Source organism: Stenotrophomonas sp. GD04054 (assembly GCF_029836955.1).
Taxonomy (GTDB): Bacteria; Pseudomonadota; Gammaproteobacteria; order Xanthomonadales; family Xanthomonadaceae; genus Stenotrophomonas; species Stenotrophomonas maltophilia_A.
Genome location: NZ_JAOECR010000005.1, coordinates 15,695 through 30,800 on the forward strand (window position 1 = coordinate 15,695; position 15,106 = coordinate 30,800).

13 protein-coding genes are annotated in these 15,106 nt (G+C 60.2%); 12 read left to right on the plus strand and 1 reads right to left on the minus strand.

The window, feature by feature from the left end; translation table 11 throughout:
- Window positions 1-28: 28 nt before the first annotated feature.
- Window positions 29-910, plus strand: a complete 882-nt coding sequence (locus tag N7573_RS04605; protein WP_279911917.1) for an ATP-binding protein — start codon at window positions 29-31, stop codon at window positions 908-910.
- A 206-nt stretch (window positions 911-1,116) separates the two neighbouring features.
- Here the strand turns inward: N7573_RS04605 and N7573_RS04610 are convergent, their stop codons facing one another.
- Window positions 1,117-2,034 carry a hypothetical protein gene (locus N7573_RS04610; RefSeq protein WP_279911916.1) on the minus strand — a complete coding sequence of 306 codons (918 nt, stop codon included), beginning with the start codon at window positions 2,032-2,034 and terminating at the stop codon, window positions 1,117-1,119.
- Window positions 2,035-3,114: 1,080 nt separating this feature from the next.
- On the opposite strand from N7573_RS04610, the gene N7573_RS04615 reads away from it, so the two are divergent.
- The 11 genes from N7573_RS04615 to N7573_RS04665 all read left to right on the plus strand — a co-directional run bounded on the left by N7573_RS04615 (window position 3,115) and on the right by N7573_RS04665 (window position 15,057).
- Window positions 3,115-3,864 (plus strand): recombinase family protein, encoded by a 750-nt coding sequence (locus tag N7573_RS04615; protein WP_279911914.1) that lies wholly within the window; start codon window positions 3,115-3,117, stop codon window positions 3,862-3,864.
- A gap of 327 nt (window positions 3,865-4,191) precedes the next feature.
- A complete protein-coding gene (locus N7573_RS04620) occupies window positions 4,192-5,406 on the plus strand; it encodes a hypothetical protein (RefSeq protein ID WP_279911912.1) in 1,215 nt (404 codons plus the stop codon).
- A 250-nt stretch (window positions 5,407-5,656) separates the two neighbouring features.
- Complete coding sequence (locus tag N7573_RS04625; protein WP_279911911.1) at window positions 5,657-6,175, plus strand: hypothetical protein; 519 nt, start codon at window positions 5,657-5,659, stop codon at window positions 6,173-6,175.
- A 42-nt stretch (window positions 6,176-6,217) separates the two neighbouring features.
- Window positions 6,218-7,087, plus strand: a complete 870-nt coding sequence (locus N7573_RS04630; protein WP_279911909.1) for a hypothetical protein — start codon at window positions 6,218-6,220, stop codon at window positions 7,085-7,087.
- Between the two features lie 595 nt (window positions 7,088-7,682).
- Complete coding sequence (locus N7573_RS04635) at window positions 7,683-8,171, plus strand: hypothetical protein (RefSeq protein WP_279911907.1); 489 nt, start codon at window positions 7,683-7,685, stop codon at window positions 8,169-8,171.
- A gap of 110 nt (window positions 8,172-8,281) precedes the next feature.
- The gene (locus N7573_RS04640) at window positions 8,282-8,533 is read left to right on the plus strand and encodes a hypothetical protein (RefSeq protein WP_279911905.1); all 252 of its coding nucleotides are present in this window, start codon (window positions 8,282-8,284) and stop codon (window positions 8,531-8,533) included.
- Window positions 8,534-8,544: 11 nt separating this feature from the next.
- Window positions 8,545-9,237, plus strand: coding sequence for a hypothetical protein (locus tag N7573_RS04645; protein ID WP_279911903.1), 693 nt, complete (start codon window positions 8,545-8,547; stop codon window positions 9,235-9,237).
- Between the two features lie 120 nt (window positions 9,238-9,357).
- Complete coding sequence (locus tag N7573_RS04650) at window positions 9,358-9,765, plus strand: hypothetical protein (protein ID WP_279911902.1); 408 nt, start codon at window positions 9,358-9,360, stop codon at window positions 9,763-9,765.
- Window positions 9,762-10,208, plus strand: coding sequence for a hypothetical protein (locus tag N7573_RS04655; protein WP_279911901.1), 447 nt, complete (start codon window positions 9,762-9,764; stop codon window positions 10,206-10,208). Before N7573_RS04650 ends, N7573_RS04655 begins: the two co-directional genes overlap by 4 nt.
- Window positions 10,209-12,854: 2,646 nt before the next feature.
- A complete protein-coding gene (locus N7573_RS04660) occupies window positions 12,855-14,111 on the plus strand; it encodes a site-specific integrase (RefSeq protein ID WP_279911900.1) in 1,257 nt (418 codons plus the stop codon).
- Between the two features lie 190 nt (window positions 14,112-14,301).
- Window positions 14,302-15,057, plus strand: coding sequence for a M15 family metallopeptidase (locus tag N7573_RS04665; protein ID WP_279911899.1), 756 nt, complete (start codon window positions 14,302-14,304; stop codon window positions 15,055-15,057).
- Window positions 15,058-15,106: the final 49 nt, after the last annotated feature.

The window sequence follows — 15,106 nt, forward strand, 5'->3', positions numbered from 1 at the left end:
AGGATCGGTAGTCACGCGAATTAATGACGTGAAGGTTCGACTGTGTAGGATTGATTCTGGAAAATTCTGCGCCTTGGCGATTTCATCAGATCCTGATCGCATCAAGAGCAAGGCGATCATGGAGAGGGAGGTTGCCACAGTACTGGCTGCAGCCCCCTCGATTGAAGCAGCCTCTAATCGGGCGGAGCAGAGGGCGCGACGCCTTATCCATAACCTAAAAAGCCTCACGGCAAAGACGAATCAGGAGATTTTCTCTGTATTGCAGCAGGATCGGCTTATGGATCTCAACAAGGACGCACTGCCTCACATTGAACAAGAGGCTTCGGAGAACATAGGCGAGGTGGCAAAGGCTTTCCTCGGCATATTAAAGAATCAGGCAGCCCAAAAGGCGGAGTTCTTTGCGTTCGAGAAAATTACCGCCAGCCCGGGCACACTGAGGATTGAGTCACACAGTGTGCATTCCGTATTGATGAATGCGTTTTATCTCTTCTTTGGCGACTTTGAAGGCAAGAAAGTTAAGGCACACGTTGGCAGATCCATGCAGGTGGCGAGCTTCGACTATGACTCAGTTCATGCCTGCATCTATTACTTGGTTGAGAATGCCGTCAAGTACACACGAAGGAACAGCTCACTGAATGTGTCGGTTTCCCTTGATTCAATTGAAAGCAAGGTTGACATCAGGTTCGACATGGAAAGCCTTACCATTCACAGCAATGAAGTAGATCGCGTCTTTGAGGAAGGATTTTCTGGCTCTCATGCAATCGCACGCGGACTCCATGGTGCCGGGATCGGCCTCCACCAGGCAAGGGAAATGGCAAGACTAAATGGCGGCGAACTCTACCTGCTTCCTGGGAGAAAGCTCGACGGCGAGTACTCCAAGAACACTTTCACCATTACACTCCCTGCCTAGCCAAGGTTATCAATTCGGTCGGGCCAACTGATTGTCGCTCCTAAGTGGCCATAGATGGTCCAGCTTCTGGCCCCGCACCATCCAGATTAAAAGCGACGACTTCAACCGACGCTTATTTGCGCATTTCACGAGCCCGGAGCTTTCAATGGGCGGCGCTGCACTCAATCACTCTTCGGACGCGCCGCCGATACCGCTAAGACCTCTTGTCAGACCCTCTCTTTGCCAGGACAAGGAGGCAGCCATCCAAGCACGGGGCCGACGTGCTTGGATATTCCGTATGCATAGCTGGCCTGATGAAATGGAGGGCCTCGGTACAGGATTACATCATTCCCCTCCGCCAACGCCTTGTACAAGTCATTGCTCGTGGCGCAACTATAGAGCAGCGCGACAGAAACACTTTCTTGGTCACGCACACCCTTCACCAGAACGTAAAGCGCCCGCTCGTCCGGCTCCCCAATCGCCACACTCCATCCTGCATCGCGTAATGGCTTGACCAAGTCCTTCATGGCATCCTCCATAAGCACAGCCGTTCTCAGAGTTACGCCGCCATCGGTCGGATACTCAGGGACCAACCTACCGCTAGCGTGGTAGGCCTCGAGTTCAGTCAGCTGGACTACATGCTGGATTTGCCCTCTAAGAAGCGCCTGTTGCCACAAAAGACGCGAATCTTCATTCATTGAAGGAAACAGGACTGGAATAGAATTGGTACCATCATGCCAAGACTCAATTACGCCAAGCATTGCAATAGCCACCACGAGGCGTGAAAAGTTCTCAGACCTCCCCCACTCCGTCGAATCACCATGAGCGAAAATGTGCCGATTGAGCGAGGTCTTCCCCCGATAGTCATTTATATCGCAGAAGTAGAATTTAAGAAGCCAGTTCCGAAAAGTCTCGAACACGAACACTCGCTCATCGAGACCATACAAGAAATCAGTGGTCTTGAATTCAGGCGGCGCCCACATCTCTCCAAAATAGAGCTTTGCCGCAAGGGCACTAGCTCCATCTACGATCTTGTTAGCCGCATCTTTTGGCTTCATCCCAGGATATATTCGTTTTAGCACCCCTTCAATGACAGGAATCAGCGCTGCTACACTTGAAGCGCGACTACCGCTGTAGAATCCCAAGAACGCCTCTCGCGCCAACGGTGCGAATACGGAAATGGACTTACTCGCAGGGAGCAGCTGAGCGAGGCAAGTTGCCTGAAAGCCTAGGGGATATAAAGTCGAAGCGTGATAATTGAAGACACCAAGCGCTCGATCCGGCGGCGACGCCTCGATATCCCGAAGCAGCTCGCGCTCGTTCGAGTGCGCTATCCACAGAGGACTGAACCACTCTACCTTCTCCCATAACCGAGCCTTCTTTTCGGCATATGCGCGATTGCGCTGCCAACTGGGGCAGCTAGTCCCCATGGTAGGAAAGCACGCGGAGCCAATGCTCGTCCGCAGCATGATGGCCGGAATGGTATGAAATGCTCCAACCTGACCTTCCTCGACGGACAACACCTCTAGACCCCGACCCGCCGCCCAACCCAAAATGATCGAGGTGGACAGAGGAGTTCCGGGGTTCTGAATCCATCTAGTCCACAGGGCCTGAAAGTGCCTTTCCGCAAAAGTAAGCGCTGAAGCCATGGGTTGCATTGGGTTGGCGAGGACTTCCCTGAGAGTTCCCACTAGGTTAACAGGACGCGCGGAGACGCCGTAAGAAGACAAATGCGCACTGCCACTCCAACCCAGGCCCTGCCCGGCCCGGGAGGGTTCTTCTGGCAAGAATTACCTGAAAGTGGGCACGGAGCGCGGTTTTCATTGAAAAAATTCGAGATGGTATCGATGGATCATTGATTGATGATTACCCCCTATGGGGTATCGCTGCGCGGCGTTCGACGGCGCGGCCGTTTGAACTGGGCAATCCCTGCATGAGAGGCAGAGGCTGCTCAATTTGGTTGCAGTAGAACCATTTGGGACAAGCCTTCTCAAACCGCTCTCCGCCCACGGGACAGAATTGGACAGTCTGTCCGCACCTGCTTGTTTACAGAGATGGAATACACATGGGCCGCCCGTTGTCATTTGTAATGGCGTGCCAGCACTATTACAGTTCGTCATACGAACGACGGACCATCCGTTACACCACCCTACCGAACTAATGAAGATCACCGCAGCACACCACCGGGCCCTATCCAATGCACACGCAGGGCCAGGACGATGACCATGCATCACGAGTTCGTTGGGTACACCCGCGTTTCCACTGACGGCCAGCGAGTGTCGGGCCTTGGCGTCGCTGCGCAGCTGGAGGCCCTAAGCCGCCATGTGGCAGGCGTCAGGGGCCTCCTACTGGCAACCTTCAGTGAGACCGTAAGCGGTGCGCGCGGTGCGACTGAGCGTGCCCAGCTACTCGCCGCATTGGCCGAGTGCCGCCGTACCGGTGCCACGCTGCTGGTGGCTCGCTTCGACCGTCTGAGCCGTAACGTGGATGCCCTGCGCGCGATCATGACTGCCGACGTGGAGGTGGTCGCGGCTGACTTCCCGCAAGCCAACAAGATGGTGGTTACGATCCTTGCTGCTGTCGCCGAGTACGAACGGGAACAGATCAAGGCGCGCACATCTGCCGCGTTGCAGGCGAAGGTGGCCCGTGACGGTCACTGGCTGGCACCTGAGGCTGCTACGGCTCGCCTGAAGGGCGTCGACGGTGTTGGCCGCGAACGGGCCGCAGAGAGCGTACAGGGCCGCGTAGAGGCGCACACGGCAACCATTGAAGCCACGGCCCGAATGATGATCGCTGAAGGCCACGACACGCCCACGAAGCTCTCGGCTGCACTCACCGCCTCACGCACGTTGACGCCTGCCGACTGGCAGAAGCGCCGCAAGTTGGGTTCCCTACCCAGCAGCGAGCGTAAGCCGTGGACACCTACAGCTGCCATGCGGTTGCTCAGGAAGCTCCGGGAGCGGGAACAGGGGTGACCTGAGGTCGATCCGGGGACGGATGCGGCCACGGCAGGCCGCTACCGCTTAGCGGCGCGCCCCGGCGCTCGGCTGGGTATAGTTGGAACCGGTGGCACTTTTTTCGCCACCGACACTTTCTTCACCACTCGCCCCACCTCCACCGAAAGCGCATTGCCTGCAAGTTCCCCGACGTTTCAATTGTAGTTGCCTATAGGAAGGCAGTCGCAATTTTCGCCGACGTTCCTTCCGACACCTGGGCGTGTCCCCCACGATCCCCCCCCTTTAGGTAGAGACCACGCCGCAAGTGGGACCCGCATCATTCACCGACCCCGTAACACCGACCACATGGCATACACGATCCCCCCCGAAACCCTCGCTCGCCTGAAGGCACCCCATGCCGACCGTCTGGAACACTGCCAGCAAGCCGCAGCCACTCGCCGCGCTTGCACCGCCGCTGCTACCGCCGCCGTCCTGGCCCTGCCCAAGGGTCACACCGATGACGACATTGCGCGCGCCCTCGCGGATGCCGTGAAGCCCTACCCCGCCGAGTACCATCAACGGGCCGTCAACGACGCCCGTGCCACCCATCAACGGCGGTTCCACCCTGCACGGTCCGCCCCTGACTACCCCGGCCCCGGCCCTCGCAACCTGCCGCCCATGACACCTGCGGTCACCCCCGAATTCCCTCCGCTGGGCCTCGATCATCCGAAAGTCCATGAAGAGTGGGAATCGGCGCATCTGACCGCCTACCGCGCCCTCTACAACCTTCAGCCCGCCATCATCGACGCATGGGCCGAACACGCATTGCAGGTCGCTCGTTACGAGGCTTTCCAGAGTGGCCGCAAGGGCGGCAAAGGTGACTTTAGGAAGAGCGTACCGCGCAACCTGTTGGAGACCACCCGAGCAGAACAAAAGGACCGCCACGGGGCAACCCTCGCCCGCGCCCAAGCGATGATCGAACGGATTGCCTCAGGCGATGCCGAGGTGGTCGAGGGACCGGCCTACAGCGGCACTCACCACACCCAGCGCATGGGACCGGAAGATGCCCGCATCGACTGGTCGAGGACTGAACTGCACGATGATGGCCTGCGAGTTCGCTCCCGACGCCAGCGGGAGGAACAGGAAGCCAGACTCGCCGCCCGAGCCGCCCGCACCCCCGAGGAAAAAGAGGCGGAATACGAGGCAATGGTCGCCAGCGCACTGGCTCAGCCACTGCCGAGGGAGCCTAAGGTGGACCTCACGAACCTCTTTGAACTGCCCGACAATCCTGACGACCTGCGAGGGCGTGCCCTGTGCGAAATGGTGGCCTATATCGGCGTGGCGGTGAAGAAGGGCGAGAAGGAAGCCGCAGAGGCACGCACGAAGGAACGCACCGCCCAGCGCCGCGCCGCCGAGGCGGCAGACCCGGAAGCCGCGAAGGCTGCACGGGAGGCAACCGCCAGGACAAAGGCGCGGGAGCGTGAAGCACGCCGCAATGCGCGCATGACCCCCGAGCAGCGACGGGAGCGGGAGCGGCTGAAGAAGCAGCGCCAGCGCGCAGCGAAGGCCGCGAAGGGCTGACCTGTCCCCCACGATCCCACCCCTTGAGGTGGAGAGCCGCACCCCTCAGGTTCCCGCCTTCAGCTCCCGCGTTGATGGATTGACCATCATCGCCCATCCCCGAATCACAACGCCCGAGGCCACCTTGGGAACACCTCCTGTTTCAGTAGCAGCCTGCCTCTTTGGTCGGTGGTCGCTGCTGTTGCTGCGCCTGAGGTGTTCCCTAGGTGACCTCACGCGTTGACCCCCTACTCATCTTGGAGAGACACCCATGACCCGTACCCAAGCCGTCCGCGTTGTTGAAATCGAACGCCTGAGCTTGCCTCCCCTGCTCGCCCTGAACTACGCGACCCCGGAAGCATCGCCGGATTGCACCTATGAAGCGGTCTACGGCACCGTTGCCGCTGGTGGCCGGGTATCCGTTGACCAATGGAAATGGGTACGCGATGCCGACACCTATCACGCCAGCCTGCGCGCCCGCGCCGCCATCACCTCGTACCTGACTCTGATTGAAGAATCCTGCGAGGAACTGGCGGATGCGCCCGAGGAGCTGGCGGCGGTGCGCGATGATTTGGCCTGCTGGCGTGACCGGCTGCGCCTCGTGGAGTGGACCGTGGAACTGCGCGCCTACCTTCGTACCGCCGTGGCTGCACACGTCAAGCGGGAGGAAGCCGCTCTCCTGCGCGCACAGCAGCGCCGCGCCAAGGCCGTGGAAGCCAAGAAGCCGCGCCGAAAGCGCCGCCTGAAGCTTCCTGAAGCCGTCCCCCAGGACAACACCACTACCTCCTGAGGCCACCCCTGCGGTGGCTTTTTCATTCTTGGAGTCATCACCATGGGCAACGTCCGCAACCCGCTGACCGGCAAGTTCCACCCCAAGCCGCCGAACGATCAACATAAGGGCTGCAAAACCTGCGGCGCACCGCTGGGCAAGGCTTTCAGCCTCTACTGCTGGAAGCATAAGGCCACCCATGCGCGCACCCGTTCGCCGAACGGCCGGATGCCCACCCGCGCCGAACTGAAGCCGTTCCGGTCCATCATCGAAGTGGCAATGATGATCGGCGTGGAGCAGGAACCGGAAGCCGCCAAGGCGTTCCAATTCTTCCATGACCTGATCCGCATCCGCACCTCTGATCGGATCATGCAGGCGCAGTTCAATCGCCTTCTGCAGGACGGCGCGACGGGCCGTGAAATGACCGTGCGGGTGATGACCGTGGTTGCACTTCAGGTCGAGACGTTTGGCGGACGCCCGGACCTTGGCAAAGGCGAACTGACCCCCGACAACCTGCGCGCCGCGATGGGCAATCAAGTGCTGCGCGCTACTGCACCGCCAAGGCGCGGACGCACCCCCGGTAAGCGGTCTCAGGAGATTCCGCTACCGGGCCGTGTGTGCTTCCAAATCGGTGACGTGATCGTTGATCGGAACGTGTTCGGCCACCTGCACCACCTTTGGAAACGCTGCCTGTACCGGTACGAAGAGGCCCGAGGCGATCACCTGTGCAAGCTGTTCGAGCCTATGCCGGCTGATCCGTCGCAGCTCCGCGAACTACGCCACACCGTTGCGATGGCCGTCCGTACCCCGACGCCCGGCAAGCGGCACCGCCCACGGTCTCCTGCCGTTGCACCTGCGGCCACACCTACCGCCCCGTACACCAACCCCGCTCCAGTGGGTCACGACGCCCACGGCCTGCCTACTTTCGAGTAATTCATGACCACCGACGCAAACACCTCTGCATTCCGTTCGTCCTGCACCTGCGGCCTGTTCCGGCTGTGTCCAGCCTGTGACCTGGCCCCGAGCCGATACGAACCCGAGCCGGATAGCGACGAACGTTAGCCGTCTACCTGCGTAGCCGCGCGCAAAGACCCCAGCGCTCGAGCAAAACGGCGCCAACACCTGAACGCCGAACACGATGCGGCACAGCAGGCCGCGCCTGCCGAACCCACTCAATTCCCGACCTGAAGCGCACCTCGCGCTGCACCCCGAGGTCACACCCGCCGCCCTGCCCGGCGCGTCTCCGCAATGGCGACTCAGCGCCCCGAGCGCTGGCAGACCCATTCCTACCCCTACCATCCAAACACAAAGAAACACCACAACGTGGCAAACAAACCGCCGTTCTCTCAGGTCTCCACCATCCGCACCATGCCGCCGCCCAAGGCGACAGCGTGAGCCGTCCCTCAACACCACCTGAGGCCGACTACCGGCCACCCGTGCGCATCGCGGGTGATCGCCGACAGTCCGCACCACGCCCCCCTCAGATAACCCGACGGTCTCCACGCCGTCCCATCCCGCTCAAATCCCGATGACACACAACGCAGATTCAAACCTGTTCGCCGCCATGCGTGACGCACGCGAGGAAGACGCCCAGCAGGACACGTATTTCACCGAGTTGGAGGCGGTCAATCAAGAGAACGAACGCCGATACTCTGACCGCCAGCCGCTGCTTCCTGAGCCGGAACGACCGCCGACCCGCGCCGAACTGGCAGAGGAAGCTGAAGCTGCCCGGATGCTGGCCTACGTCGAAGCGAACACGACCCGCGAAGCACAGGGCCTGCCCCCGCTGGCGTATCAGGTCCCGGCGCAGGCACGACCCGCTGCACCGCGCCCGACTGCTGCGCCGGCACCGACTTACCACGGCCCGCCATCACCGGTAGCCGCGCAGGTACCGGCCAACGCCCCTCCGGCAGTGGTTCCCTACATATCTCCGGCGTTCGGGGGCGGTATGCGAATGGAATACAACCCGGACACCAAGCCGCTGCCTAAGCGCACCGGCCCGGTCAATCCGCTGTGACCGTGCGGCACACCCCCAGGTCACCCAAGGTCAACCCGCTGGAAACCTCTCAACGCCTTATCGCTCAGGCCGAGGTCTCTCGCCGCGCCCATGAAGCCACGCAGCATCGCATGGCCGAGGCCGCAACCGAGAGGGCGCAGCAGGAAGCCGAGGAGCGCGCCCGCAGAGTCGTCTTCGACGCCACCACTACCGCCGCGCAGACCGACCGTAGCGCGGCGCGCAGGGATGCGCTGCTGGCCGCTGGTGTAGCGCTAGCGGGCCTTAGGCCTGCCCTGCAGCGTCTGGAGAGTACCGGCGTAAACATCGGCGCTGCCATCCCTGTAATCAACAACATCGCCGAAAGCATCGGCATCACGAACTGAGAGCAACGAACATGCACGACACCATCCGAGTAGCCGCCAATCCGCTGAAAGCCCACGGCGAAGCCCTCGCAACCGAAGGGTTCAGGCAGATTGGACTGACCGGCCACACCATCGGAAGCACAGCCACGGGTGAACAGGTCCTCCGCGCGCGTGACCGCGCCATCACCAACGCCGTTGCTGCCGCCACAATCTCAGGTGGAACCGAAGGCGACACCTCGCGCACCGTCGAAATCGCCACATCCGAGGGCAAGACCGCGCGCGTCACCTTGCGCGTCAAAGGCCGTCGGGACAACGAGGCGCCCGACGAGCGTGACCACGCCCGCCTACTGAATCTCGATTACGCGTCCCTCGGGCGGGCCGAGACGAAGCAGATTGCGGCGTTGGAAGCCGAGCTGTCGGCCATTGCCCGTTACGATATCGACGGAGACGGCGATCCGGTGCCGGTGCGCAAGTTGGAAGGCAAGGCCCGCGAAATCGCAGAGCATCGCCTGACCAACGCGAGGCGCTCACTGAAGAATGCGCAGATCGACGCCGCAGCCGCCAGCGTGGTCCAACGCGAACACCGCACCACGAAGGAAGCAGCCCTAGCCGCCGATATGGCCGAAGCCCAGGCACAGGCCATTGCTGAGGCGCGACAGGAACGCATCAACGGACTGAAGCGCGTTGCAGCGCAGAAGGTCAGCCGCTCCGGCCTGTACGACTGAGGCCATCCGAGGGGCCACCTGCGCCCCTTCTCCGCTCCACTGCAACCACAGTAACGGCAACCTCCTGCACGTACCCCTCGGACCTGCGGGAGGCCATGCCGTGCGCCAAAGGAAAACCGCATGAACCCCGTAACATTCATCGAATTGTCCGATGCGTTCGGCACCGCGTGCAACACGCTGAAGGGACCGATGCGCAGCGTACTGAAGCCACTTCTGCCCAACTGGTCCTGCCGTGTGGACCAGACCGCACGCAACCTGTTCGCTGGCCAGCAAGCCGCGTGGTCGGGCCACCTAACTGACTTGTCCATGGTCGGGGTTGGCGAGGCCAGCCGCGAGGCAACCGCAAGTGACCTTCAGGCCGTCTCGGCAATGCTGAAGGCCGATGCAGTGAACGCCTGCAACCTGCTGAAAGAACTGCACGACCACGTAGATAGCACGTTCGGCACCCGCTTCACCGACGAACTGCTGCCACCGCTGGCGCAGGCAATCGCCACCCTTGAATCCATCTACAAGGAACCGACCGCATGACCGCGCCGAGTATGCGCCCCACGCAGATCATCACCGCCACCGGAAAGGCGCGCACCGAAGGTCACCAACGAGGCATCCTGAAGTCCCGTGCGGTTTCACTGGCTAGGACGCTAGGCAAGCTACGCGAGGCCCACGACCCCGAACAGGGCTATTCAAACACGGCGCTTGGCCTCACCCCTGCCTATCACCTCTACAAGGAACTGCACCTATTCGCAGGGATCATGCGCAGCGCCGAGGCAGAGGCCCAGGTGCACGAGCCGAGCGCCGACTGGCTGAAGCGTACCCAGCCAATGGCCGATGCTATCAAGGTCCTGAAAGATGCCCGCCTACCTCAATCTGTTCTGGGCAAGTGGCCCAAGTCGCTCTCATCTGTTCGCACTAACGGCCTGAAGCGTGTCCCCGCGATCCTGCGCGAGTTCGGCTTCACGGAGAAGGGCGCATGACGCGGCCAGGGCGATCCGATCTGGCACATCGAAGCACAACCCCCTCCCCCGAGGTGTGGATCGAGAGTGCATCGAGGCTCCCTGAGCAGTTCGCGACCTGAAACTACGAAGCCCCCGGCTGCGCTTGACGACCCTTGAAGGGACCTCAGGTGCAGCCTTTTTTTTCGCACGGATACCACGCCACGGGCCACCTAGATGCTGCCAAGGGAGCTGTGTACAGCGACTCAGCGCATAACGAGAAATCCGGCGCAGCCAAGCTCTAATGTCCTACTCTTTCCTCCGGACTTTGGTTGACAGTACCGTCTTGCTTCCGCAATCCTTACCTTTTAAAGCCCCGGCTAGAACGTTGGGCAAAACGCAAGGCTTAGCTTCAGAACTTACTTGCAGGGACGCACGAGTCCAGAAGCTACGGGATTCCATCGGTCTATAGGACCTTTGGCAGGCTTGAACACACCGAATGCACAGCGAACGGCGGCGATCCTGTTGAGCCACGTCTGCACATGAGAACCGGCAAGGGGAAGTCATTATGACCGTTGTAAGGCGGGATTTTGAGAAGCGCGAGGTCCGTCGACAGATCGAGCAACTGATCGATGCAGCTATCCAAGCCAATGTCCGCGAGACTACTAGACTGTCGTCTCGCCCGCTTGTAACACTCTCCGATCTTCTCCTTATGGCCGTCATTATTTTTGCCGCATTTTTGTTTGTTGCTACGTTGCGCACTTGAAGTGTCTAGATATCACTCAGGCGACGATCCCAGAGCGGCTTATACCCTGTTCCACGATTTCCACAAAGTCGCCCTTGGTCCGTAGTTCCTCCACTACATCCGCCGACCTCGCGATCAGCCTCAGCCAGTCGGAAAAGATTGATGCGAAACGCCACTATCCCCGTCTGTTTTTTTCTCTCGGTCGTAGGGCACTAGGTCCAGAAGGCCAGCCATGAATGTCCGGCCCGTCGGGCTGAGTCGGGTCAACCTATACCTTCCATCTTGCGGCGCTAGGAAGACCTCAACCAACCCCAGCTCGCGAAGTATTCGCAGCGATCTACTTGTCGTGCTTTGGACGGCCGGAATAGCCGCGTTTATCTGCTCCTCAAGACTTCCCGCAGACAGCCCCGAAGCATCTGCGCGCCATAGCGCCATCAGGAAGTAGATCTGTCGGAGCGTTGTGTCTGGCCCTAGGAGGTCGGAGAGACGCCGGATCGGAACCTCTAGCAGATGAGACCGACTTGAGGCCGGACCGTATGACACGTTATTAGCTACAACAGCGTCACGCTTCGCTTGAGATGGACGAGGATGCCTCATGCGCGCTTTCCCTTACCTGCCATTGCGGAAGGCATTTTGAGGTCTACTATGAGCCTGATACGGAAAGGAAGGCAGATCAGGTAGCTCCGCCCGTATGCCGTCCTCCCTGTTGTTATCCCGGCAGTTTCGCCAGGGAGTAGCCGCTCCAACGCGATTTTTAGCATTGCGATAGCCTAGCTTTCCGGGGAAGACTTGAACTAAAGCACAGCCCAGCAGATATCGAAAATCCAATCTATTTTCGCTGACTGGAGCAATTCGATTGAAGGATCAAAACGGGATCGGCGCGAGAGCCGTAGCCCCCTTTCTCTACGCCCACTCTGCGCCAGATGACCTACTGACTCCTCACAGCCCCTATGACCAGATAGTCGCCGACAGGAAGGCGTGGTGCCTGATGCCCATACTCATCCAAGCGAGACAGATCAATTCAAGGGCAGCAAACTTCCAACACGCTTCTTGGCTTCCATCTAGAAAAGCTATCTAATTGACTCTTAATGGAGTTCCAAGGATAGCCAATGTTTGGATGGTTTAAGAAAAAGTCTACCGCTATTGACCTCAGCAAGAGTGAGTTGGCAAGGCATGCCAATCAATACTTGAACCTAGCGATGATGGGAAGCCCTGACTTGTACTTCGAGCAGATATCTCAAAGTCCAATCGCAATGGGGTACGTATGGGGAGTTCACGATGCTTACGCACAACGTTTAGGGATGGAACCAGGCCAAGCCCCCAGTTGCGCTCCTCACTTCCTACTCAGCTACACCGCGCTTTTTGGTCGAAGCGCTACCGATATGTACTTCAAGTCGGCGTTTGATCTAGACAATGACATCCACCACAGCGCTGGTGCACAGCTGGGCGGAGAGGACGTCTTTGATTTCCTCGACAAAGGGAAGAACTTCAGCAGGCTTCTGAGCGTTCTTCGATAGCCTTCATCAAGCGAAAAAGGACCACATCAGCAACGCGGCCACGCAAATCCTACGTGCTAGTTGGCACGTAGGGGCTTCAGCGGGGACGGTGCCGATAGCCATCAGCGCTGTTGCTGCCGAGATAGACAGCGCGGAGGACACGGGCTGCAGAAAAATTTGCGCAATACCTGGCGCCAAAGCCACCAATTGACGTTCTGCGGGTGTACCGCAATGCCTCCGGCTGTACCCCACAGGTGTACCGCAGGGGATCGTAAATCGCTGATTTGTAAGCGATAGGGAAGCATGGTGCCGGAAACAGGAGTCGAACCTGCGACCTACGCATTACGAATGCGAACGATTGTAATATTAGTCATTTACAAACAATGACTTGTTGCACGGAAGGGAAACTATTGGGAAAATTTACCCCTCTATTCGAGGATTGAACGAATGGCCCGCCCCAAAAAAACTGCACGCACGAAGGGCGTCTACGACCGCGGCTCGGCGTTCCAAGTGAAGATCAAGCGCAAGGATGCAGCGGGCAACCTGCACGCCATCAACCGCACTTTCCCTTACAGCGAAGCGACCCGAGCCAAGGCCCTCGCCCAGGCCGAGGCGTTCGCTTCTGCAGAGCGCGCCGCGCTCCACGAAGAGAAGCAACCCGCCTCCAACCTGATGAGCAGCCAGAGCCTGGGGGTCTGGATCGAGCGCTACATCGCCGAGGTGCTCTCACTCAAAGCCAAGGATGACAAGAAGAAGTCGGGGGACAACGATGCGCGCCTCTTGCGCCTGCTCGCCAAGCGCTTCCCCGCCACCTTCAGCAAGCCGGTGGACAAGCTCACGCCCCAGGACTTCGGCCTCGCCAACGGCGGCATGGCCCGGTCGTTGGAAGATGACTACTACCTCGCCCCGGCCACCATCACTCGCCAACTCGCCGTTCTCTCCAGCGTCTTCACGGCAGCGATCAAGCGCTGGGGCTTCAAGATGGACAACCCCATCCACGCCACGCTCAAGCCCAAGGTGAGGAACGAGCGCGAGCGGGTGGTCACTGATAAGGAGTGGGCGGACATCCTGACCGCCCTTGCCCCCATGTCCGCGGCCACCCGGGGCGCCATTGCCTTCCTGCGCTGGACCGCGGCCCGCCGCAGCGAAGCCATCAAGCTGCGCTGGGAAGATTTGGACTACAGCAAGCAGCGGCCCGAGGCCACGTTCCGGGACACCAAGAACCCCAAGGGTGGCAAGCCCATCCATCGGACCATCTTCCTCACTCCTGAAGCGGTTGCGGTGCTGGACACCCTGACCAAGGAGCTCCACGCCGCCAAGCTGCGCAAGGATCGCATCCCGCCCTCCCCCCAGAACCCGCCCGCCGTGCGCCCCAGCTCCGGTTTTGTCTTCAGCTTGGACGAGGGCAAGACCTCGATTGCCTCGGACACGCTCACCCAGGCCTGGGGACGCGCCCGCGAACAAGCGGGGGTGACCGACGCCACCCTGCACGACCTGCGCCACACCCGCATCACCGAGCTGGCCAACTTGCTGCCCATGCACCAAGTCATGCAACTCTCGGGGCACAAGACCACCCAGATGCTGACCCGTTACTACAACCCTGACATGCAAGATTTGGGCGAGCTTTTTGAGGTCACGAAAGCAGCGGCTGAAAAAGCCCAGCGGGACTACTTGAAAAAGACGAGGAAGAAAAACGGCAGTTGACTTCGCCCTTGTGTGTGCTATGGCTTGCAACGGGGCAGGGTTTCTTACTCCTTTTTCCCTGCCCCACTAAGCCCCCGAGCTGCTGGTCTCCTCCCCCGGTCGTTCGGGGGCTTTTTGCTTTAGCCCGCTTGCGCTTTCCTGAAAATCCACTACCCCTGAAAGCATCTATCTACCTTTCTGGGAGGAAAGCATGCAACCGCGCTTTGCCATCGCCGTCGTTCTGGCTTGCCTGACACTGGCTGGGTGTTCGACCGTTCAACCCAACCCCAAGCCCAGCAGCCCTTGGATTTTCCAAACCCCGAAGCCGCACGGCGCCATTTACCGATTCTTCCACCCTAAAAGCGAAAGGATGTGGAAAGGGGTTTCCCCAGCGCTGCGGGAAAAGGTGGAAGCCGTCCAAGCCCAACTGGCCGCGGAAGGGTTTGATGTGCGGCCCGTGGAAGGGTATCGAAGCCCCGAGCGTCAGGCGGCCCTGCTTGCCTCCGGGTCTGGCGTGACCAGCGTTGGGGCATTCTCCAGCTGCCACAACTTCGGGCTGGCCCTGGATGCCGCCGTGTTCGTCAATGGGGAGCCCAGCTGGAACTTGGACGATGCCCATGTGATGGCCGGCTATCAACGCTTTGGGGAGCTGGCGGAGATCGTGGGGCTGAACTGGGGCGGCCGATGGACCAGCCCGAAAGACTACCCCCACGTCGAGCTGAAAGCCGAGTGCGGCCAGGCCAAGTGGGCCTACCGGCAGGGACGCAAGCCGGGCGCGTTTCCTCCAGTGACCGGGACACCCTCTTCTGAAGTGCTGGCCCGGGCGCTGGCTCCGGCCTGGTGTCCTGCTGGCATGGAAACGGAGTGTCTGGCGTGGGGCAATGAAAACCGGATGGCCTGGAACTGGACGCTCCCGCGTCGGGTTTGTTTTGCGACCTTTCCTAACACATTGAAAAAGATCGGATGATCGCCTTGCGGAAATGAAATCGCCTGCTATGGATGAAGTATCAATCCAT